We start from the raw sequence: 21,316 nt of genomic DNA, 5'->3' as shown, positions 1-21,316 counted from the left end.
GCGCCATGTGCGGGGGGTGTGCATGATCGTACTATGTACTGTTGACCGAATACGAAAATACCTGTGCAAACCGAGATGCCGCGTTCATCGATCAGCGTGTGGATTGTAGAAGACAGCGACGAGCAGCGTAACAACCTGATCGCGCTCCTCGAGGAAGTGAACGACATGCATTGCGGGGGCGCCTACGCCACCTGCGAGGCGTTGCTCGAAGCCCTGATCGAGTCCCCGTTGGTCGAAGAGCCGGATGTCTTCGTACTCGACGTCGAGATCCTCTCTGGTCGGAAACCGATGATGAGCGGGATCGAGGGGGCTCGCGTGCTCAGACAGATGCAGCCCGAGTCGGCCATCATCATGCTTACCGTGCGGGACGAGGCAGAAGTCATCTACGCGGCGCTCGGAGCCGGCGCCTGCGGGTATCTGGTGAAACCGCTCGTGACCGACGAGGTGGTCAACGGCATCCGCGAGGCGCACCGCGGCGGCATGTGCATGTCGCCCCCGGTGGCGCGGAAAGTGGGACTCTTCTTTCAGCGGCAAAAGCAGCAGGCCGAGGAGTACGAATTGAGCGAGCGTGAGCGCGAGATCCTGCGGCTTATGGAGCGCGGGTTTCGTCAGCTGGAGATGGCGGCGGAGTTGCATCTGAGCCGGCACACCGTGGATTCGCACCTGCGCAATATCTACCAGAAGCTCCATGTGAACTCGGCCGCCGAGGCGGTGGGCAAGGCGATCCGGAAAGGCGAGATATGAAGCGCTGAAACGATAGCTCAGACAGGCCAACTCGTTACCAATCAGACTATATGTGCCCGATCTGGTTGGATCAGAGCGAATCGTTGATGTCGAGTATGCCCGGCGAATATCGTCTTGTCGTACATGTCGGGGGGCATCAGGTTTTGATCGGTACGCTGTGCCTTATGCAGGACAACGCGAGGTTCTGATCGCTGGAGGCCGCCGCCGACGTGCGTTGGTGGGGTGTATGGAGGCATTGGGCGAGCCAGCGCCGTTTGTGATGGGACGATTGCAGCACTCGCGGTTATCAGAAAGCTCCTCCTGAGCTCGGAACTGGAGGTTCGCACGTGAATCGCCGGCCTATAGGTTGTCGAACAAATCTATCCAAAACGTACCGTCCTCGCGCAGTAGGCCAAATTCCAGGCGTGCCGGTCGATTGGAGGCGTCATCATACAGGGGACGATGAAAACAGAATGTGCCGGCGCGCCGGCTGCATGCCCGTTCCATGGACCTGAATCGTTTTCCCTGGTCGGACCAGCCACGATTCAGGCTTCTTAGATGTAAAAAGACATTGAGCTCGACCAGATCGACCGCTCCTCCGATTGAGTGAGCGATGAAATGCCCTTTGTCCCATTCTTTGCCGAAGTACGTCTCGGTGGCGCCCACCCAGCCGCGCAGGCGATAGTCGTCGCGTGCGCCCTCGTTTGGATTTGAGACGCCATACGCCGCCACCATGCGGGGCTCGATAGGATGCTCGTTGTCGGCCTTAAAATCTTCCGAGAACATCGGAAAACAGTCGAATAGATAATGGAAGCTGCCGTAGGATACCGTGTGTAAATCCGTCGGATGGTCTGTAGTGGCCCGGTAGGCTGCAGCCCAGTAGCCTGATAATCGGGTCATTAGATAATTAACCTGGGCATCAGGTGGCAGCGAAGCGATTTCGGCCTGCACCTGGGCGTATTCGGAAGGCTTCGATTCGGGCATGAGGGGTTGGGGTGGCTAGCCATGGAGGGACGAAGCGATATGCGCGAGAAAGCATTGACGAAAAATAAATACTGGCGTGCCCATGATGCGCGATTACGTTGTTCAAGGTGCGCATAGGGCTCGGTCAGTCATTCGCCCCATGTTAAGTACGGAAAGAGAGTCGGTTCTAACTTGCAGGACGCGGAACGGCTGCCAACTGCTGTCATCATACTCTTCGGATCGAGGCGGTTGGACTGTATTCGGTGCGGGCGCGACGAATAATAGCCGCATAGGGGTGGGCAATCTCATGGTTTGAGACTGTCTCTTGATGTGCGAGAGCGTCACGCATAGCTTTGAGTTTTCCCACCGTTTCAATCAATTCGCTTTCCACGCCAGATGCTGATCTAAGAAAATCAAGCATATTCGACAGCTCCAGTTCGTCGGGACGCGTGATTTCTTGGGTGAAACCATTTCGTGACCGAGAAGTGGGCAATGGAATCGAGTGTGACAGCAGATCAATCAGTTGCAGACGACGCTGTTCAATGAAGGGAAAAAGTACGCCTACCTGTGCCTCCCATTGACGTCGCCTGAATTCGCCCATTACACCTCTGGCTACATGGATACCGATGTGCAATCGTTCTTCGCCATTGTAGAATCCTTTTTGCCCGTTTTGCCAGTCTGGCGTCGTATGGGCATCCCAGCCTCGTCGTTGGTTTAAATGTCGAAGTATGGTGGATGGATCTTTAAAAAATCGTCGAGATCACCCATGATCGTTTTCGCGAGATCAGGGTCCCACATGGCGACTGAGGCACATAAGGCTATATTTAATTGATCCTGGATGTCATACGGTCCTTTCTTCGGATAAAGATGGGTGGCATGCAAAAGTGCATCGACGGAGGAAATTACATTTCGCCACTTTCTGACGACGATGCCCGATGCTTCAGATGGTAGCTTGCGAGCCGCTTCACCCTGGAGAATAATCACAAACTGGGCAGCACTACGTACGCCCTGACTTTCTCGCACTAAACTGTACTCCTCGACAAAATCTACCCAGTTAAGCCAATCCGAAGGGTCTGTGAGATGCAGCCAAAAGATGTGATTCCGATGGGTACGGCTTGTGGCCAGCTTTTCGGCTATATGTTTTGGCGCAACATCATTCCCACTCAGGTATTGAGATTGAATGTGGCGTTGAGGAGCGTCGATCGGCCTGGCTTCCACGTGTTCCCAGGCCCAATCCAGTCCTAGCGGCGCGCGACAAGCGAACTCAATACCAGGTGGAAGATGATCTGGAAGTGCGAGTACGGTATTATTACCTCGTCGGATTTGGGACACAACTTCCTCAATGAATGTCGCCGGCGAGGGCAATGACCACCAGAGTTTATTCATGGCCGCAAAAGCTCCTGCAGAGGGGGTGTGAGGCAAATGCGTCCCTCTTTGCGCACCGTCAAGGAAAGTGAGCCGGCCCATCGCAAGACGTCCCGAATCAACGGTTCCTGATATTCCTCATGGAGCAAGTCAAGGAGGTCGTCCTTAAAAATGCCATCCAGGCCATCCCAAGCTGCAATCGCTGCAAGGATATTGCGCTGATATTCATCGGTCAATCCGAACGCACGTAAGAATTCCGACTTGTTATCTTGGAGTAGCCGAGTAAACTGCGCGAGTACTGGTGGCCACGACATGGTACCCGTTTGCACGATCCCACGGAGATGATCGAGCAGGAACGGCCAATTGGCTGTTGCATGGCTGATGTGTTTGGCCATGGCTTCGTCAACAGAAGGTTCCATCTGATCAAGCCAGAGGTAAAGCGCATTTGCATGCCAGGGCGTGAGGGTAATGATCTGTACTTGAAGTGTTTCTATCTGGGGAAGGCGCTTTTCGTGCTCCCGCGTGAAACGCATGGCCGTATCGGCGTCACCAAGAAAAACAACGCGAACAAATGCCCTGGAAGAGCTTAGTGATGCGATACGTCCCTCTGCCATCTCGATCCAATGAGATGACCATGGGATCGATTCTGGCACAACGAGCAAGGTGACGCCGGCTTTTCTATGTGAACTTGTATTTTCTTCCAGCCAGTTTACGAACGCTGTGGTTTCGGTGCCGGCCGTGAACACACGCACATCTGCGTCCATCGCACGACTTTGAAGATAGTCGGCCACCCGATGGATCGATGAGGCGATCGTCCCAAAGATGAGCGTGATGCCGTTCTCCGGCATCACGAGGTTGTTGCTCTGCTGCGCCGTCAACGGTGCCAGGAGACCATCATCGCAAGGACTCCGGAACGTGATCGGGTCATTCGTTGGACGTGGTCGTCGCTCTTTCAACAACGCTTGTTCGATTTCCTCCCTCGTTCCTAGCAAGGTCAAAACGTTTGGGCTGCGTAGTGTGTATCTTTGCACACGGTTCTCACCTTTTACGGCGATTCGACGGAGAACCCCGAGTCCGACCATCTCTTCAACCAGGGTACGGACGTCTTCTTCATCTGCACTGCCTCGGAAACCCAACTCCCACCACCCAATACATGCATCCTTGATCCAATCGACGGCGAAGCCAGTTACGTCATCTCCATTCTTGTCACCTTCCAGTATGGCGAGTGCAATACTGTTCGCGATGATAGCATACCGCTCATCCAATTCTATCGTAAGCTCGAACTTCTTTCGGATCCGCATGAACAGATCATGCTGCTCATATGAATGCCGTATTTGTTGGGACGTGATCAAGTAGGGAGGAGTCAGTCTGGGATCGAAACGGACATGGGTCGATTCTCCAAGGTCCTTCAATAGTTGCTGACAGTAGAGCTGAATCAGACTGGGGTAATAATTGGTTTGGGAGAGAATAAGCGATACGAGATCCGGTGACTCGAAACGATAGCCGAGCGCCTTGAGAGGTTGCTCCACGAGCGCGGCCGCAGCTTTTTTCTCCGTTTCGACAAGCAGGGGACCGATGCAAATGGGTTCCTGCAAGTGGTGCAGAGGCTGATTGGGGTCGCGAGAGCTACGGTATACATTGTGAAGGCCTGCGAACACCACTTTGAAGCGACGCTCGGTACTCTCCATCAAACCTTTTAGCTGTTGGGTTTGAGCGTAGTGTTGCTGGCTATCAAATTCGAAGAAACGATCCGCTTCATCGAGCAGGATCAGGATGCGCCGTTCGGTGTCTTCGCTCAACCATGTGCTGATGAGATCATTGAGTTTGTCCGGACGTACGCTGACAGGTACGGTATCCTCAAGAACACCCTCGTCGATCAAGGATTCTGTAATCAGGCGCCATACATAACTCGGTTTTTGTGTTATGCCTACCAGATTTGCGTTCAGATCGATGTAACAGGCGTGTCGTTTAGGATGCTGGTTAAACTGACTTGCAGCATAATGGAGCAGGGCTGTTTTGCCAAGCTGTCGACCTCCGTAAATCAGGCTTGTATCCTTTGGATTGAAGATGCGTTCGAGTTCACGCTCACGCCCATAGAACATCTCGGTCGCTACGTGGCTGGACTGAGCGTTGTACGGTTCACTGACGGTAAATGGAAGTCCGCACTCGAATAGCGTTCTCATGCGAATGCCCCTTGGATGTGACATCACATAGAGGAAAAGAATGTCGTCAATAACTATGGCCTTGCTTCCCTTTTGGTGGCGTCTCTGACGACACAGGTGTGCGAGCCTCCGCCGGGCCAAAACCGAGAGGGTCCCAAAGTAGAAGACGAGGAGGGCGTGTCCGTAGTCAATGTTTGCGAGATGATCGAGCAACTCTTCTTCATCGGGCGAATCCCACACGCATAACACGCGATACCGCCCTTGAAAATCAGACCCAAACGCCGGAATGAGAACACGGGAAGGGTGCGGGACGTCTGCTTCAAACGTGATGTACGTCCGCTGTTGATCACAGACTGTTTCCAGTTGTCTGATGCTGAAGCCTAGTTCAGTGAGGATACGAATAGCGTCAGGGTCCGAATCGACACGACGTTGCTTCAGGTCAAACCATGCCTCGATGCTGTCTGCCAGTGTATCTCTTTGGGCTTCCGCCTGTGCACCAAATTCCAGGTGTGCGATACGCGCAGTCTGGCCGTCCGGCGTTTTGCCTTTACGGATCCTTTCGATGAAATGAGCCCAGATGGGGCGCTCTCGATCTAGGCAGTCGTAAATCAAATCGACCTGCTCCGGGAAAAAGCTATCAAACGCCGTTTGGTAATTTGAATCCGGTAGAGCCTCTCCTTGGGACAGCCGTTCGATATAATCGTTTGCGGTGTGGAGGTCGCCAAGGGTCAGGATGTCCTCCATGCGACGCCTGGTCGTTTCATCCAGTGTGGATTCCAACTCGTTCAGTCGTAGTCGAAACCGCGTTGATAGCCCGGTTGTTGTAAGCCCGAATGGTCTCTTCCGCCGCGTTCAGATCGGAATGGTGCTGGTCAAAACGCAGTAGCGCAGGGCTGGAGCGTTGGATATCGGACACGAGACTGCGGAGTCGGTCACGTTCTTCAGCCGGAATTACGCCGTATGCAAATGAGCGCTCTAGCTTTAAATGGGTGTCTTTTGCACGTTCTAGCAATTGCCGTCGAGACATGCTAAGTGCCTGCTCGCGTTCACTCTCAAAGCGGGCGGCCATCTCGATCTTGCCGGACAATCGAGCGAAATCAATCAAATGTTGACTGCTGTTATGATCTTCCTTCTTTACAAAATTTTGGAAGGCATCCTCCCAACTCGGGAGGCCTAGCCGGGCAGCGTCCAATAGTTTTCGAATGATCTCTTTGACATTGAGAAGCTGGCCAGGTTGACTGCATCTGGGCCGGCCATCGCTGTCGAGCGCAATATCCAGGCGTGTGATCGGGCCAAAGAAGTGGGCGATGACCGAGTCTGTTGGAATGTCTATGCTCCCGAATAATCGCGCATTCATGACACCCAAGGCATCTGCCAGTAAGGTGCCTGCTATCGCTGCCACACTGTTTGGTTGGGCTTGAACGAGTTCTTTGAGCTCCTCTATTGCCAGTGGCAAATATTCGGTTAACGAGGCGCGTAACTCATCCAGACGTTCGTCTTCTCTGGCAGTAGAAGTTGATTGGGACCCGAGCCATGCAAGCCACTCTTCACCTAATTCGGCAGCCTCACGCGCTTTGGCAATTAATTGTTGACGTGCCTGACCTATGATTTCCTGAGTCGGCTTGACGAGTGCGTCGATCTCGCGAGCTACTTCCTTTGGTGCGCCAAACGTGTAGACCAGTGCACTAATGTCCTCCGCTTCCGTCTGTCTGTTCTGGATAATCGCATCGATCAGTCGCGTGATAGGACCGTCGCTCCGCAGCCAGGACTTCCAGATTCTGGTTGCTCCCTGATATTTGATGGTCAGCTCCAAAGCGTGTCGTTTCCACTCACTGGCTCTTACGACGAGTGGATCGCAATCGCGAATACGATAGATATCTGTCGCAAGGCGGGAAGGGTCGAGCGGCAGCCTGAATGAACTGTATTTCTTGAGTTCATGCAGGCAATTGTTTAGCGCCTCCATACCACCAGGCGCTTCGACATGCGAGAGATAAGAAGGGGCATTTGTCAGATTTGGAGCGAACAAGGCCGGTGCGATGGTCGCCGTAGCCAGGAGAAGATTGAATTCGGTGGCCCGGTGTCTTTCATCTCCGGCATCGAAGTGAGACAGATCCTCCTGTACCATGTTTTTGAAATCATCGCTCAGATCGACGAAAGGCCCAAAGGTTGCTGCACGAATGAGCCACGCCGGCGGATATTCAGCATCGACACCCTCCGTTTCGAAAGCCATGCTGGCATAATAAGCAAGACCGGGGAAGTCGCTTGCGAGTAGGCGCCAGGGAAGTGTGCCCAGATTGCGTCCAAACGAATGGGGAGAATCAGGGTGTGATGGGGCTGCTTCGTTGTTGTACGTAGTTTGCGGAGTGCCGCCCTCTGGCGGCAAGTCGCTGTGCTCTTTAAGGGATTCGGTGGGGACTTGCGAGATTATGCTCTCGCTGGGGTGCGAGGAGTTTTCGGCCGCATTTGTGGCAGTTTCTTGCTGATGTTCGTCAACCAGATCGTTCGTTTCTTCTTCGATGCGTTCCGTTTTCTCGTCGGCTATCGACTGCGATTCATCCTCAATCGTGGTCTCATTATCATGAAGAGAATCCTTCACCGCTGAGGCGGGTGGATCTGACGTTCCGATCCTGGATGCCGTGGCGTCAGTCTCGTCTAGCGTCCCGTGGTCGCTCTCTTCATTTGTCTCTCCGGTTGGCGGCATTCCAATGTCAGGTGCTTCTGGCCTGTCGTCATGTGCCGTGGTTTCATCTGATGTTTCATGTGTATCCTGTCCGTTTTGCGACCCGGTGTCGATCCAGCCGCGATCGATATCCCGCAGTAGCCATCTCCCGAAATGCTCCTCGATTTGCCGCCGGCACGCGTCATAGTCGTCGTCTGAAAGGCCGGGCCGATGTCGCGCGTATTTCCCCAGCATCTCTATTGGGCCAGCCGCTTTCATGACCTCAGCTTCGGCGAAGTCGACTTCCTCGGTCAGTTTGCCTTCGAGTTGGGCGATTGCCTGAACGACGGATGACAGTTTGGCTTGTTCTCTACGATGCCTGAGTGGCTGGACTTCCTGGATAACGCGTCGCACGTCGGCGATCAGTCGGTGCTTCTTCTCCTGGGCCTGAATCGCCTGTATGATGCGATCGAGATAGGCGTCGGCTAGGGTTAGCGAGCCGTCGTACGGCAGGGGCTCCAGTCCTACTCGGTACCCCGCTTCGGATAGAACAGCGAGGGTCTTTTCCCGGACCGAGCCCAACTCCCTGATCTCCAATTCTGGAGGAATGGAGGGAAGTAACCCTTGTCGAAAGACGTCCGCTGCCTGTTGATAGACATGGGCGGCCTGTGAAAAACGGTCGTGTAAAGCGATGAGCTGCGTGCGCAAACCTTCGAGTGCGGAGGTATCCATAGACACTAATCGTCTACTGCTCTGGCGGCTTGCACGCTGCGCGTCAGGGCATGTTTAGTGGTTGACCAGAATGGTCCGGCGAAAACGTAATTGAAGAGGGGCGGGGGGGATGAGGTGTTATCTTGATATCGTTTCGGAACAGGCCGGGTGCGAATTATTCGATCTCCGATTCGGGCATCAATATCCGAAATCGAAACGGATTTGGGATTATCATGCCAGTATAGACTCCTCGTCAAACTCGGTCTGTGGTTCATAGTCATCGTGTAATTCTCGATCGACACAGAAATCCTTAAACCGATTCCAGGAGACCCCATCCCAGAAGATGAGCCGGTTGCGGTCGAATGTGTTCAGAATCGGTTTATATATATCCCGCGTTTCCGGACACAGTGCGACAATCAGGATGCCTGAAGTACGTGTCAGAATCGTATAGACGAATTCTTCGGCCTCTTCATCGTTGAGGACTTGAACGCGTGTCGACCAGACCACGCAGGTGCATTCCAGGCCTTTAAAACGTAGCACAGAATCAGCGCCAACGTTAATATCCAGCATGCGATTTAACGCCGTGCTGAAATAATTGTCTGTTTCCATCACCTTGACCCGATCGATACCATACACACGGTACCGCTCGATCGCCGCGCAGGTTTTATTCGCCAGTTCATCTACCGTGGGAGCCCAGATGATGATCGGCCGGGCACCTGGTGGCGATCCTTTGTAGGGGTTCAGCATGCGGACATCATGGGAGTCGCCGCAGAGTTTGCGTTTGTCGTATATTCGGCCAGATAGCTCCAGCAAGGCCTCGCTAATTCGAAAAGGTAGCCGGTACGAACCCTTGAGCTCTTTGCGTTCGATGTTGCGCTGGTGGGAGTCTGGCAGGCGCGGAAAACTGGCTGAGCGTCCGAGATGTAAGGCCTGCGCCAGATCGCCGGCTACAACCAGGTGGTTCGGGTCGGTGAGGAGTCGGTAGAAGATCTGGAAATCGGAAGCCGTACAATCCTGGAATTCGTCCACAAAGATGTGGGTGAAGAGATCGTTGTGATCCCCATTCTCGAGCTGCTCACGGAATAACATCCGCTTGTTGATAAAGGGCGTCCGCCCTGCCGTAGTCACACACTGATGCAACCGACTGATGCATCGCCAGGCCAGCCGTCTCGGACCCTGATTGCGGACCAGTGTCGGCCGGCCGGGACGGGCTCCATCGAGGTACGCCGCCTCGTCGCGCAGCCACTGACCGTAGAACACACGGTCGTACTCGTCTCGGACAAAGTCGACGTTCAGGATCCGTTCCGGGTTTTCTATGCGGAGCCCTTCGTGTTCGATTTCAGTCCATATCTCTTCGATGATTCCCTCGATAATGTGCGTACGCACCGATTCATTCATTACCGACCCATTTAGCCTCCCAATACGCGTAGGGAGAATATCGAAGTGCATCAGGACGATGTTCGCCTGGGTGCTGTCGCGAAAGTAGAATTCGTATTCGGTGTAGTCAAAGCCATTTTTACCTGGGGTAGAGCAAAATTCCGGATCGAGGATGCTTTTTAGCCAGGCATGGAGTGCCTTGATCAGCTCTTTGTTGAACGTGGTGACAAGGATGCGAAATGACGGGGCGTAGTTTGCCGACTCAACCAGATTTTTGATCCGCTCGGTAATGACGACACTTTTACCGCAGCCGGCTGGGCCGAATATAAAGGCCGGACGCTCTTTGTGAACGGCTGCCTCGATCTGATCCGTGGCAAGCGCGATGTCGCGTCGCACAATCATCGGGGGATTAAACAGATCGATGCCGGCGACGCGCTTGTCGGGATTTGCGGCCCGGTCGAATGAAAGACCGGACTGTTGCCGCATAAGCGCCGTACCAAAAAAGCCCATTTCCGACCACTGCACTGGCTTATTGACGCGTAGCTTTTCGTCTAGTTTGGCCCTTACGGCCGTCAATAGTTCTGCTTCGCCATGAAAGAGTTGCTCATCGAGAATGTCGATGGGTTCGTAGCCTGATCGGGTAAACTGCTGGGTTACATGAAGGACCGCCCGCTGTTTGTTCAGCTGGTTTGAACTTGCGAGGAAGACCTGCTCGGGGTGATACGCGTCGATCAGTCCGACAAAGTCTTTCACGAGCTGGTCCTGTTTGTCGGAGTGATCGAACAGGTAGCTGGCTGATATCCAGACGGGATTGTATTCCTTGCGCCGGTTTACCCACGAATTGAGCTCATACTCATTCAGAATGTTCTTGCAGACGGGATATCGATCGGTGAAGTGGCTCCACAAGCGGCGCTGGTATTCCACCATGAAAGGGCTTGTGTCGATACTCACGATCCTCAGATCGGGTAACGGTTGTTTATGCACGGCCATTGCAGCATATACCAGACCGCATGCCCATTGCATGGCGCCCAGGCCTGAGCCGAGGTCATACAGGTCTACGCTTCGGCCACCTGACGCAGATAATGCCTCGGCGATCAGGCAGAGACTATGTATTAATCCGGCGCGGCTGATACCAGAGGCTATAGACAAACCCCACAGCCGGCGTGTCGTAACAGAGGTCTTTGCCGTGTGCCAGATTGTAGGACTCGATGCGCGACCGTTGTAGATGGAAGGCGTAATTGGGAGCGCCTTGATGTTCCTGGTGAAATTGCTGGGCGGTATCTACGATGATCTGTTCTAGGATGTGCTGTTGGTCACTAATCCAATCCCATAGCGAAGCGTTCATACGGGCTTAAATCCTTCTTTGCCCTCGCCGAGATCCGGTATGTACTGTTTCAGGATGCTGAGCACTTCGAGATAACGCTCGTGATTCCAGTTCATCCGTCGCGTAATATCAATCGCCTGATTTCGCGTGCCGGCTACAAAGCGGCCGCGCGTGGCGTGGAAGGGCTGCACGACGAATTTCTGGATGCCTGTCTCTAACAAGTTCTGCGCGAACGCATGCGGATCTGAAATCGGCAATAGCGGGGTGAGCGTGATGCAGCCATTCAATCCTGCACGCTGAATGGTTTGAATGGCCTTTAACCGAACTGTATTAGAGGGACAATGAGGTTCGAAGATTTGTCGAACCTCTTCGCTGTCTGTCGTCACAGTCATGTTAATCTGCGAAGCCGGCAGCCGGGCGATGAGGTCGATGTCCCGCGTCACGAGCGGGCTGCGGGTCTGGATGACGAGTCGAGGGGCATGATGCGCCACCAGCCACTCGAGGAGCGAACGGGTCAGTCCCAGCTTCTTCTCTACGGGCTGATAGGGATCTGTTACGCTGCTCATGTAGATGGTCTTACCATCGAGCGAGCCGTGTGGCTCTTTCGACAGGAGACGCAGGGCGTTTTCCTTACCGTAACCCAGTTGCCCCAGCCATCCTGTTTCTCCTTGTTTCGGACGAAGAACGCTGCATAGCAGTACGCAGCCGAATGTGCAGCCGGAGTAGGGGTTCAGGGTGTAGTCGTAGGCGCCTACGAACCCGGAGGCCGGCGTGAGGATGGATTTGACGTCCCGGTAGGCTACGGTGCTTTTGCCGATGCTGTCGAATCTTGATGAAGGTTCGGGCTCTTCGAACAGTTCACCTTGCATATGTCTTCAATAGGCGCTGTGGCCGGTATCTGGGAAATGCCGCAATCTAAGTTCAAGCCGACTTGCCAAATACATACTACATAACTGATAGGGGTGGTGTATCGGCTATAGTGCGTAGGCGTTGCAACAAACGTGTTCAAACGACGCATCCCTGTCCCCGCAGCTTCTTCAAGCCAGATTATGCGTTCGTCCCGAATGCCGACTGAGCTATAGGTGTCGATCACAGCGCAAAACAGTCGTTCGTACTTAGCGGGATCTAAGAGCAGAAGCTTTTTGACATCTTTGAGATACATGTCTCGCCGATCAGCCAATTTTGAACTCGATTGCGATCGATTTTGCGTTTCTACCTCAATTATCAGGTCGGTCGGGCCACCACTTCCGGCATCTTCTTCGCGATGCCAGGTTATTGCGTTGTCGCCGAAAAGGGTGTGTGTCTTTGCCGTAGTATTTCGTTGCCCACTTCGAAGGCAAAGGCTGATTCGGGCATGAAGAAGATGCCTTTGTCGACAAGTGCTTCAAGGGCTTCATCTTCCCTTTGGACAACGCTCTCGATGAGATTGGCGATGGCAGAGAGTGGATTCGGAATGACCATATGGTGCCAAAAGGATTGCATCCGCCCGTCAAGCAGGGATGTGTTGCTCATTATGATGTTCGTCCCATGGCACATCGGGCTACTGAATTAACCGCGACAGATATGTGGGGTGTAGGTGATTGCAGGACTTTTTGCAGAGCATGTCGGGGAGTCCCAGCGCGGGAGGCAAGCAAGCATTCCGGAAGTGACCATAGTGGTACGAGAATCTTTTAGTGGTGTGTTAGCTAATTCTGGGTCAATCGAGGTTTATGCTATGAAGGATCGAATATGGAGCTTTTGTCTCCTCCTACTAGTGGCTTGCGTTGTACCCGCCAGAGCTCAGAGCGCGACGATTGATGTTGTTTACCTTGTCAACGGGAGCATCATTCGCGGTACGATCGTCGAATTGATCCCAAACAAGTCGCTGAGGATCCGCACGAGCGATGGTAGTGAGTTCGTCTATGAGATGCGTGACGTTACGAAGATAGAGAAACTCTCCGTTTCTCCAGGCACTTCCTACGCCGCCGGCAATACGTACAGGCATAATCCCTACACGATCCACAAGCGCATTGGAGCGCTCGGTTTGGCTTCGGTGTTGAGCGCAACGCTAGTCGGGTCTCTGGCAATGGGCGATGAGTATTTTGCCACGACAGTGCGACCCATTGTTGGGCCGTGGGTAACAATGGTGCGTATCGAAAACACCCCATTCGGAGGCTTCCTGCCCGGAGGCAAACCACTTCTTATCACCTCCGGTATCCTGCAGGCTAGTTTCTTGACCTATTTCGTATCATCCTGGGTCAAAGAAGACACCTATAACCGGCGGCTGGCCGTTGTGCCCGCGCCCAATATGCAGGGGGTTTTACTCACGTATCGGTTCTGAAGACGTCTCTTCCAGTCTCACTGCACCCCCAACGCCTTAAACACCGCGTCACTCGCACTCGCGTAAAAGCTCGTCTGAAACATCGCGAACAGCTCCCCGGGGATCGTCGGGATGTCGGTCACGCTGGACATCGGGAGCAGCAGCCGCTTCGCGCCGGCATCCGCCGCCACCTGCAGCGACTCCGCCTGGTTCTTCACCGGGATGATGTTCCCGCCCAGATTCATCGACCCCGAGCACCACCAGTTGCCGCTCGAGCGGCTTGCCGACCAGTGCCGAACACAACGCAACGAAGGCGCTCATCGTGAGCAGGGACGACGGACCGGTGTTGTGTGCTTCAACGACGTGCAAATGGTAGTCGTGGTCGCCCACTTTGAGCGATGCGTGGACCTGGCCGGCATTATGCTTTAAAGGGGCTGTATAAGCTCACAGGCAGTTTTTTGACCGTTCAGACACAATCAGAAAATTTGAGCTCCACCCACATACCCCAAAAACAAAAAAGCCGCACGTCGTTGGTGGACAACAACCTGCGGCTTTTAAAGGTGGTCAGGGAGGGAATTGAACCCCCGACACATGGATTTTCAGTCCATTGCTCTACCAACTGAGCTACCTGACCTTTGAAGCGGACCGAATATACGCGCGTCCCTGTGCGGGGTTCAACCTGTACGCGCTTTTTTCATATGCCGGCTGCAACCTCCCTGATCCAATGACGCGCAGCGTCATCGGATCAGCCCCTCCTCGGAGGAGTGGCCTGGCTGAATGCCCGACAGTTGCGACACAGATACAACATCTCTTTACCCTTTTTCCTCCTCACTCATAACGCTGACTTCCGCTACTTCCCGCTCCACCGCAGCTTCGACCGCAGCGTCTGGAAATAGTCCTGCTCGGGCATCTTGATCAGCTTGACGGAGTGCTGGGCCTGGCGGATGGTGATGTGCACGCTGTCGTCCTCGATGATCTTGCTGCGGCCGTCAGCGGCGAAGACGTAGGGCTGGCTCGGCACGCGGATGTCGATCGTGGCACTCGCCGGCAGCACGATCGGCCGCACCGTCAACGTATGGGGCGCCAGTGGGGTGAGCACCACGACGCCGCTGCCGGGGGAGAGGATCGGGCCGCCGACCGACAGGGAGTAGGCCGTCGACCCCGTCGGAGTGCTGATGATGAGGCCGTCGGCCCAGTAGGTGGTGAGGGGTGCGCTGTCGACCTTGACTTCGACGGAGATCAGCTGGGTCGTCTGGCTGTGCTCGATGACGATGTCGTTCAGCGCCCAGTGTGTGTCCTTGCCGGCGACGCCGTCCAGCCGGGCCTCCAGGACCATGCGCGACTCGATCCGGTACTCGCCGCGCTCCAGCCGGCGGATCGTCTCCTGCAGCTGCGCCACCTCGGTATCGGCCAGAAACCCGAGCCGGCCCATGTTCACCCCCAGGATCGGGGTCTGCCGCGCGCCGATCTGGAACGCCGTGTTCAGCAGCGTCCCGTCGCCCCCGAACGAGAGGATGACGTCGGAAGCATTCGGCAGGTTGGCGCTTTCGGCGAGCTGCTCGGTTTCCGGATACAGGCCGCGCTCGCGAAGGCCCTGGGCCACGGGGGCGTCGAGCACAAAACGGATGGACTCGGTCCTGAACCCCGCGATGAGTTCGACCAGCGCCGGCCACAACTCGGTTTTCTTTATGTTTCCGGTGATCCCGTAGATCATTTCGTCGTACCTTGGAGCCTTGCCGGCACTCAACCTCGCCATAGGGGTAACGTTCCATCGGGGCCTCGCACGTAAAGATTGCCCACGGAAGGGTGGCGCACGACACGCTGGCGCCCCAACGATCCTCCTCGAGCCCCTCGGGATGACTTTATGAAGCACATCGTCCTCATCGGAAACGGCATCGCCGGCATCACCGCGGCGCGGTATATCCGAAAATGGAGCGACTACAAGATTACGGTGATCTCCGCGGAAACGGATCACTTCTTCTCGCGGACGGCCCTCATGTACATCTACATGGGCCACATGCGCTACGAGGACACCAAGCCGTACGCGGATTCCTTCTGGGCGGACAATAACATCGAGCTGGTGCGGGATTTTGTGGAGGAGATCGACACGGCCAACAAAATTCTCCGCTGCCGCAAGCGCGCTTCGCTGTCGTACGACATCCTCATCCTCGCGACGGGATCGCAGACGCGGTACTTCAACTGGCCGGGGGAAGACCTGAAGGGCGTCCAGGGGCTCTACGGCATCCCGGATCTCGAATCCATGGAGCGCGACACGAAGGGCATCGAGCGCGCCGTGGTGCTCGGCGGGGGGCTCATCGGCATCGAGATGGCGGAGATGCTCCACACGCGGCGGATTCCGGTGACCTTCCTCGTGCGAGAGAAGAGTTATTTCGATTTCGTGCTGCCGGCGGAAGAATCGTCGATGATCAACGACGAGATCCGCGCGCACCATGTCGATCTGCGGCTCGGCACGGAGATGAACGAGGTGCTGGGGGACGCGGACGGACGCGTACGCGCCGTGGTGACGAGCAAGGGGGAGGAAGTGCCCTGCCAGTTTGTGGGGATCGCGACGGGGGTGACGCCGAACGTGAGCGTGGTCGCCCGCTCGGAAGTGGAGACGAATCGCGGCGTCCTGGTCAATGCGTTTTTCGAGACGAGCGCGCCGGACGTCTACGCGATCGGCGACTGCGCCGAGTTTCGGGAAGACGGGATCGGCTACCGGCGGATCGACCCGCTCTGGTATACCGGCCGGCAGCACGGCAAGGCCGTCGCCCGGATCGTGTGCGGCGAGCGCGTGCCGTACGAAAAACCGCCGTACTTCAATTCGGCGAAGTTCTTTACGATCGAATACCAGACCTACGGTCAGGTCGATGCGCATCCCCCGGCCGGCGTGCGGTCGGCGTTCTGGAAACATCCCTCCGGCAAAAAATCGATCCGCATCAACTACCGCACGAGCGACGGCGTGGTCCTCGGCTTTAACCTGCTGGGCGTCCGCTTCCGGCACGCGGTCTGCGAGCGCTGGCTGCTGGAGGGGCGGACGTACGACTTTGTAATGCCCCGCCTCGACGAAGCCGGCTTCGACCCGGAGTTCTATCCGCAGTATGCCAAAAAACTGGCGAAAGCAGGTTGACGGCGATCTGCTCGAATTCCCTTTTGTATTTATAAATTTGCATTTCCATCCCATGTCCTACGACGTCAGCTTCCAGCTCACCAGTCCTGCCTCGCGTTTCGATGGGGTGGAAAAAGCCGGCATGGCGCTCGTCGGGTTCGGGGCCCTGGCGTGGATCGTGGCGCTGTTCGCCGGCGACCTCGGGCAGCCCCTCGCGGTCTTCCTGGCAGGGGCGCTGGGGATCGGCGTGGGGGCGATGATCTACTTCCGGCGCTACCTGAAGCGGCCCGCCGGCATCGACAACGACGGGCTCTGGCAGAATGCCGTCACGACCGGGATGAAGGGGATCGGGGGATGGACGCTCGGGATCGTGCTCACCGGGTTTTATTGCATCCTCTACTGGAAAGAGGGCTGGCTCGCGAACCTGATCCCGGTGTTCGACCCGCTGAGCATGGTGCTGAAGCATCAGCCGGCGGACAAGTGGTTTATGTATGGGACGCTCTACACCCTCGCCGTGCTCGTCATGGGCGTCCGGATGCTCATCAAGTATCGCTACAACCGGTACCAGATCCTGCGCACCCTGTCGGTGATGTTTTTCCAGCTCGGGTTCGCGTTTATCCTGCCCGGGCTGCTGGTGATGTTCAACCAGCCGGAGTTCTATTTTTCCTATTTCTGGCCGCTGAAGTACGATTACCTGTGGCCGGGAACGATCGACTGGCTCTCCGGCTCGGGGCAGGTCGGCCTCTTTATGATCTTATGGGGCGCCGTCATGTTTTTTGTCGCGACGCCGATTCTGACGTATTTCTTCGGGAAGCGCTGGTACTGCTCGTGGATCTGCGGGTGCGGCGGCCTGGCCGAGACGATGGGGGATCCGTTCCGGCAGCTGTCGGACAAGTCGCTGAAAGCCTGGCAGATCGAGCGGTGGACGATCCACGGCGTGCTCGTCTTTGTGGTGCTGACGACGGCGGCGCTCTGGATCAATTCCGCCACCGAGGGCGCGTTGCTGGGGGGCTTGTCCGGCACGTTTTCATCCTGGTACGGCTTTTTTATCGGGTTGATCTTCGCCGGCGTGGTGGGCACGGGCTTCTACCCGATCCTCGGCAACCGCGTCTGGTGCCGCTTCGGCTGCCCGATGGCGGCTGTCCTGGGGATGTTTCAGAAGTGGTTCTCGCGCTTCCGGATCACCACGAACGGCGGCCAGTGCATCTCGTGCGGCAACTGCTCCACCTACTGCGAGATGGGGATCGACGTGCGGTGGTACGCGCAGCGCGGGCAGAACATCATCCGGTCGTCGTGCGTGGGCTGCGGGATCTGCTCGGCGGTGTGCCCGAGGGGCGTGCTGAAGCTCGAAAACGGTCCCCGCGAAGGGCGGTACAATGGGCCGGTGCTCATCGACCGGGACAGCGTATCCATCCTCGCCGACGAGCCCATCGTAGGTCGGGTTAAGTCGCCCCAGCGACCGTAACCCGACGTTGTTTGTTTTTAGCGGTGCAGTCCGATGGCCCATCGTAGGTCGGGTTAAGTCGCCCCAGCGACCGTAACCCGACGTTGTTTGTTTTAGCGGTGCAGTCCGATAGTGGCCATCGTAGGTCGGATTAAGTCGCCCCAGCGACCGTACCCCGACATTGTTTGTTTTTAGCGGTGCAGTCCGATAGTGCCCATCGTAGGTCGGGTTAAGTCGCCCCAGCGACTGTAACCCGACGTTGGTTTTTTATAGATGGGCGCCTCACTCCTGCACCATGAACCCAGGCAGGCAAGCGGGATGATGGATATGTGCCGGGTTACGGCTGCTCGCCCTACGGGGATGCTGCGGGACTGTCGGGTTACGGCTGCTCGCCCTACGGGGATGTTGCGGGACTGTCGGGTTACGGCTGCTGTCGGCAGCCTAACCCGACCTACCCGACTGCCGGGTTACGGCTGCTGTCGGCAGCCTAACCCGACCTACCTGACATACGGGGCCACGGGGCACAGGGGGACGCTGCGTCACATGAAATGGTGAATACCAACGGTATGCCGCGGCCTCTGGGATTGTCTATCTAGAAAAAGGACGATCCCATGTTATCCCGAGTCTGGAGCAGTACCGTTATTGGCGTCGACGCCTTGCCCATCGAAATCGAGGTGCACACCCGGGGCGGGTTGCCGAAGTACATCATGGTCGGCCTGCCTGACGGGGCGGTGCGCGAGAGCCAGGAGCGCATCCTGACGGCGCTCCGGGCGAACGGTCTGCCGCGCCCGACGGGGCGGATCACCGTCAACCTCGCGCCGGCGGACGTGCGCAAGGAAGGCACGGCCTTCGATCTGCCCATCGCCATCGGCGTGATCGCGACGGCCGACGAGGCGATCAGCCAGCGCTCGCTCGACGACCTGTGCATCGCCGGCGAACTGGCGCTCAACGGCGAGGTGCGCCCCATCCGCGGCGCCCTGCCGATCGCGCTGCGGGCGCGGGCCGAGGGGAAACGCGCCGTGCTCGTGCCGGCGGAGAATGCGCCGGAGGCCGCCATCGTCGAAGGGCTGGATGTGTATCCGATCCGGAAGCTGCGCGACGCCTATGCGCTGTTGTCCGGCAACGCGCCGGCGCCCGAGCCGTACCGGCGCGACGTGTCGCTGCTCTTCGAGGAGGCGCGGCGCTATGACATCGACTTCGCGGACGTGCGGGGCCAGGAGGGCGTGAAGCGGGCGCTGGAGGTGGCGGCGGCCGGCGGGCACAACGTACTGATGGTCGGCGCCCCGGGATCGGGCAAAACGATGCTGGCGCGCCGGATGCCGACCATCCTACCGCCGCTCACCGTCGAGGAGGCGCTGGAGACGACCAAGATCCACTCGGTCAGCGGGACGCTGTCGACCCGCGCCGGCCTCGTGGCGACGCGGCCGTTCCGCGCGCCGCACCACACGATCTCGGACGCCGGCCTCTGCGGCGGCGGCGTGCATCCGCGTCCCGGCGAAATCTCGTGCGCGCACAACGGCATCCTGTTTCTGGACGAGCTGCCCGAGTTCAAACGGCAGGTCCTGGAGGTGATGCGGCAACCGCTGGAGGAAGGGCGCATCACGATCAGCCGGGCACGCGTGTCGGTCGAGTTCCCCGCGCGCTTCATGCTCGTCGCCTCCATGAATCCCTGCCCCTGCGGCCATCTCACCGACCCGAATCGTCCCTGCGTATGCGCGCCGGTGCAGGTGCAGCGGTACCTCTCCCGGATCAGCGGGCCGCTGCTGGACCGGATCGACGTCCACATCGACGTCATGCCCGTCTCCTTCGACGAGATGAGCAGCCGGAGTGAGGGGGAGGCGTCCACCGACATACGGGCCCGGGTGATGGGCGCGCGGGAGCGGCAGCAGGCGCGGTTCGCGGGCCACGCCGGCGTGTACTGCAACGCCCAGATGGGCTCGCGGCTCGTCCGACAGCACGCGGCGCTCGATCCCGAAAGCAAGCAACTGATGAAGATGGCCATCCACCGCCTGGGTCTCAGCGCCCGCGCGTACGACCGGATCCTCAAGGTGTCACGGACGATCGCCGACCTGTCCGGCGCCGAGGCGATTCGCCCGGAGCACGTCTCGGAGGCGATTCAGTACCGGGCGCTGGATCGGAAGTGGGAGCAGGGGGGAGGATGAGAAACATCGCCTACCCACTTCCCGAATGCAGAATCTAACGCATACCTATCTCGCCAGAATCATCGCCTTCGTCCACGTGGCGTTGCCGGCAACAATCCGGTAATAATACACGCCGTTGGGTAGCTGACTGCCGCTGAACTGCGCCGTATGCTCGCCGGCGGGTTTTTCAGCATCGACGACGGTCGCCACATGCTGGCCCAGCGCATTAAAGACCTCGATACGCACCGGAGCCGGACGAGGGAGGTGGTAGGTGATGGTGACCTCGCCTGAAAACGGGTTGGGATAACTCGTCGCCTGCGGCGAATCCGTGACCTGAGGCGGTTCGGGATCGCTCCCGGTAGCCACCGTCCCGCCACGCTCGAAGGCGCCGATATCCACCGAGCCGGCGTTTCTCGTTTTGTAATCGATATCCCAAAAAGAGACGATCCGATCGCTGCCGGCGTCGAGGGCGGGGCTGTCTGCTCGAAGATCAAATTTGCCCTTCTGAGGATCGCTCAGCCCGGGACTGACACCCAGCAGATTGCCTTTCAGGTCCGACAGACCGACCGACGTGCCGCTGATATTGATCGATGCGTTCCCGGGTGTTCCGTCAAAAGAAAGGTTCTTATCCCAGACCATGTCTTCGGATCCCGCGATCAGGAGCGCGCGGTTCCAGGACAACACCCCCGACCCGGGATTGGCGACGCCGATGTTGTTTCGCCAGACGGTGTCTTTCGAGTAGACCAGGCTCAACTCCCCTCGCCACGTAGCGGTACTCTGGGTGTCTTTGTTGTTGTGATACACCGTGTTGTTGAACACATCTACATGGTCGCTCTTGAACACGTGGAGGCCTTTACCGCCGTTGTTGTAAATCAGGTTGTTTTCTATCAGCGTGCGGTGCGGGTACTTCACGTTCGTGGAGCCCTCGTTATAAAAATTATCGGCGATGATGCCGTTCCCATCCGTCGTTACTCCGGGCTTGAAGCTGGCAAAAACCAGGTTGATGTTGTCGTAGCTCCGGTTGTTGCGCACGACGATG

16 protein-coding genes and 1 tRNA gene are annotated in these 21,316 nt (G+C 57.0%); 5 read left to right on the top strand and 12 right to left on the bottom strand.

Annotation, left to right across the window (positions count from 1 at the left end; all coding sequences use genetic code 11):
- The first annotated feature begins 75 nt into the window (after positions 1 to 75).
- Entirely contained in the window at positions 76 to 744 is a 669-nt protein-coding gene (locus tag R2834_20435) for a response regulator transcription factor (GenBank protein MEZ4702713.1), read from the top strand.
- 339 nt (positions 745 to 1,083) lie between these two features.
- Here the strand turns inward: R2834_20435 and R2834_20430 are convergent, their stop codons facing one another.
- The 8 genes from R2834_20430 to R2834_20395 all read right to left on the bottom strand — a co-directional run bounded on the left by R2834_20430 (position 1,084) and on the right by R2834_20395 (position 12,796).
- Positions 1,084 to 1,707, bottom strand: a complete 624-nt coding sequence (locus R2834_20430) for a hypothetical protein (protein ID MEZ4702712.1) — start codon at positions 1,705 to 1,707, stop codon at positions 1,084 to 1,086.
- A gap of 205 nt (positions 1,708 to 1,912) precedes the next feature.
- Positions 1,913 to 2,320 (bottom strand): hypothetical protein, encoded by a 408-nt coding sequence (locus R2834_20425; protein MEZ4702711.1) that lies wholly within the window; start codon positions 2,318 to 2,320, stop codon positions 1,913 to 1,915.
- 80 nt (positions 2,321 to 2,400) lie between these two features.
- Entirely contained in the window at positions 2,401 to 3,072 is a 672-nt protein-coding gene (locus tag R2834_20420) for a hypothetical protein (protein MEZ4702710.1), read from the bottom strand.
- Positions 3,069 to 5,957, bottom strand: coding sequence for a hypothetical protein (locus tag R2834_20415; protein MEZ4702709.1), 2,889 nt, complete (start codon positions 5,955 to 5,957; stop codon positions 3,069 to 3,071). The genes R2834_20420 and R2834_20415 overlap by 4 nt, the downstream gene beginning before the upstream one ends.
- Before the next feature lie 16 nt (positions 5,958 to 5,973).
- Positions 5,974 to 8,604 (bottom strand): hypothetical protein, encoded by a 2,631-nt coding sequence (locus tag R2834_20410; GenBank protein MEZ4702708.1) that lies wholly within the window; start codon positions 8,602 to 8,604, stop codon positions 5,974 to 5,976.
- 210 nt (positions 8,605 to 8,814) lie between these two features.
- Positions 8,815 to 11,109 (bottom strand): UvrD-helicase domain-containing protein, encoded by a 2,295-nt coding sequence (locus tag R2834_20405; GenBank protein MEZ4702707.1) that lies wholly within the window; start codon positions 11,107 to 11,109, stop codon positions 8,815 to 8,817.
- Positions 11,110 to 11,301: 192 nt separating this feature from the next.
- Positions 11,302 to 12,153: a radical SAM protein gene (locus R2834_20400; GenBank protein ID MEZ4702706.1), complete on the bottom strand. Its 852-nt coding sequence runs from the start codon at positions 12,151 to 12,153 to the stop codon at positions 11,302 to 11,304.
- Positions 12,154 to 12,556: 403 nt separating this feature from the next.
- Positions 12,557 to 12,796, bottom strand: a complete 240-nt coding sequence (locus R2834_20395; GenBank protein MEZ4702705.1) for a hypothetical protein — start codon at positions 12,794 to 12,796, stop codon at positions 12,557 to 12,559.
- A 202-nt stretch (positions 12,797 to 12,998) separates the two neighbouring features.
- On the opposite strand from R2834_20395, the gene R2834_20390 reads away from it, so the two are divergent.
- Positions 12,999 to 13,604, top strand: a complete 606-nt coding sequence (locus R2834_20390) for a hypothetical protein (protein ID MEZ4702704.1) — start codon at positions 12,999 to 13,001, stop codon at positions 13,602 to 13,604.
- 17 nt (positions 13,605 to 13,621) lie between these two features.
- On the opposite strand, the gene R2834_20385 is transcribed toward R2834_20390, so the two are convergent.
- From R2834_20385 to R2834_20375, 3 genes are all read right to left on the bottom strand, one after another.
- Entirely contained in the window at positions 13,622 to 13,828 is a 207-nt protein-coding gene (locus tag R2834_20385; GenBank protein MEZ4702703.1) for a hypothetical protein, read from the bottom strand.
- Between the two features lie 316 nt (positions 13,829 to 14,144).
- A tRNA-Phe gene (locus tag R2834_20380) sits at positions 14,145 to 14,217 on the bottom strand.
- A 216-nt stretch (positions 14,218 to 14,433) separates the two neighbouring features.
- Positions 14,434 to 15,297 carry an NAD(+)/NADH kinase gene (locus R2834_20375; GenBank protein ID MEZ4702702.1) on the bottom strand — a complete coding sequence of 288 codons (864 nt, stop codon included), beginning with the start codon at positions 15,295 to 15,297 and terminating at the stop codon, positions 14,434 to 14,436.
- A gap of 150 nt (positions 15,298 to 15,447) precedes the next feature.
- Between R2834_20375 and R2834_20370 the strand changes: the two genes are divergently transcribed.
- The 3 genes from R2834_20370 to R2834_20360 all read left to right on the top strand — a co-directional run bounded on the left by R2834_20370 (position 15,448) and on the right by R2834_20360 (position 20,298).
- Positions 15,448 to 16,713 carry an FAD-dependent oxidoreductase gene (locus R2834_20370; protein ID MEZ4702701.1) on the top strand — a complete coding sequence of 422 codons (1,266 nt, stop codon included), beginning with the start codon at positions 15,448 to 15,450 and terminating at the stop codon, positions 16,711 to 16,713.
- A 52-nt stretch (positions 16,714 to 16,765) separates the two neighbouring features.
- Positions 16,766 to 18,157, top strand: a complete 1,392-nt coding sequence (locus R2834_20365; protein MEZ4702700.1) for a 4Fe-4S binding protein — start codon at positions 16,766 to 16,768, stop codon at positions 18,155 to 18,157.
- 590 nt (positions 18,158 to 18,747) lie between these two features.
- Entirely contained in the window at positions 18,748 to 20,298 is a 1,551-nt protein-coding gene (locus R2834_20360) for a YifB family Mg chelatase-like AAA ATPase (protein ID MEZ4702699.1), read from the top strand.
- Positions 20,299 to 20,343: 45 nt separating this feature from the next.
- Here R2834_20360 and R2834_20355 read toward each other — a convergent pair.
- The coding region (locus R2834_20355; protein MEZ4702698.1) for a T9SS type A sorting domain-containing protein at positions 20,344 to 21,316 on the bottom strand (973 nt) is incomplete at its 5' end.

The sequence above is a fragment of the Rhodothermales bacterium genome (assembly GCA_041391505.1).
Lineage (GTDB): Bacteria > Bacteroidota > Rhodothermia > Rhodothermales > JAHQVL01 > JAWKNW01.
Note: the sequence above shows the minus strand (reverse complement) of the source record. Positions and strands in the feature narration are given on the sequence as shown.

Bases quoted from the DNA above. Each gene is read 5' to 3' on its own strand.
- R2834_20390 (MEZ4702704.1), top strand. From the start codon at position 12,999: ATGAAGGATCGAATATGGAGCTTTTGTCTCCTCCTACTAGTGGCTTGC.
- R2834_20360 (MEZ4702699.1), top strand. From the start codon at position 18,748: ATGTTATCCCGAGTCTGGAGCAGTACCGTTATTGGCGTCGACGCCTTG.
- R2834_20385 (MEZ4702703.1), bottom strand. From the start codon at position 13,828: ATGAATCTGGGCGGGAACATCATCCCGGTGAAGAACCAGGCGGAGTCG.
- R2834_20375 (MEZ4702702.1), bottom strand. From the start codon at position 15,297: ATGATCTACGGGATCACCGGAAACATAAAGAAAACCGAGTTGTGGCCG.
- R2834_20365 (MEZ4702700.1), top strand. From the start codon at position 16,766: ATGTCCTACGACGTCAGCTTCCAGCTCACCAGTCCTGCCTCGCGTTTC.
- R2834_20420 (MEZ4702710.1), bottom strand. From the start codon at position 3,072: ATGAATAAACTCTGGTGGTCATTGCCCTCGCCGGCGACATTCATTGAG.
- R2834_20430 (MEZ4702712.1), bottom strand. From the start codon at position 1,707: ATGCCCGAATCGAAGCCTTCCGAATACGCCCAGGTGCAGGCCGAAATC.
- R2834_20415 (MEZ4702709.1), bottom strand. From the start codon at position 5,957: ATGGAGGACATCCTGACCCTTGGCGACCTCCACACCGCAAACGATTAT.
- R2834_20435 (MEZ4702713.1), top strand. From the start codon at position 76: ATGCCGCGTTCATCGATCAGCGTGTGGATTGTAGAAGACAGCGACGAG.
- R2834_20395 (MEZ4702705.1), bottom strand. From the start codon at position 12,796: ATGAGCAACACATCCCTGCTTGACGGGCGGATGCAATCCTTTTGGCAC.
- R2834_20370 (MEZ4702701.1), top strand. From the start codon at position 15,448: ATGAAGCACATCGTCCTCATCGGAAACGGCATCGCCGGCATCACCGCG.
- R2834_20410 (MEZ4702708.1), bottom strand. From the start codon at position 8,604: ATGGATACCTCCGCACTCGAAGGTTTGCGCACGCAGCTCATCGCTTTA.
- R2834_20400 (MEZ4702706.1), bottom strand. From the start codon at position 12,153: ATGCAAGGTGAACTGTTCGAAGAGCCCGAACCTTCATCAAGATTCGAC.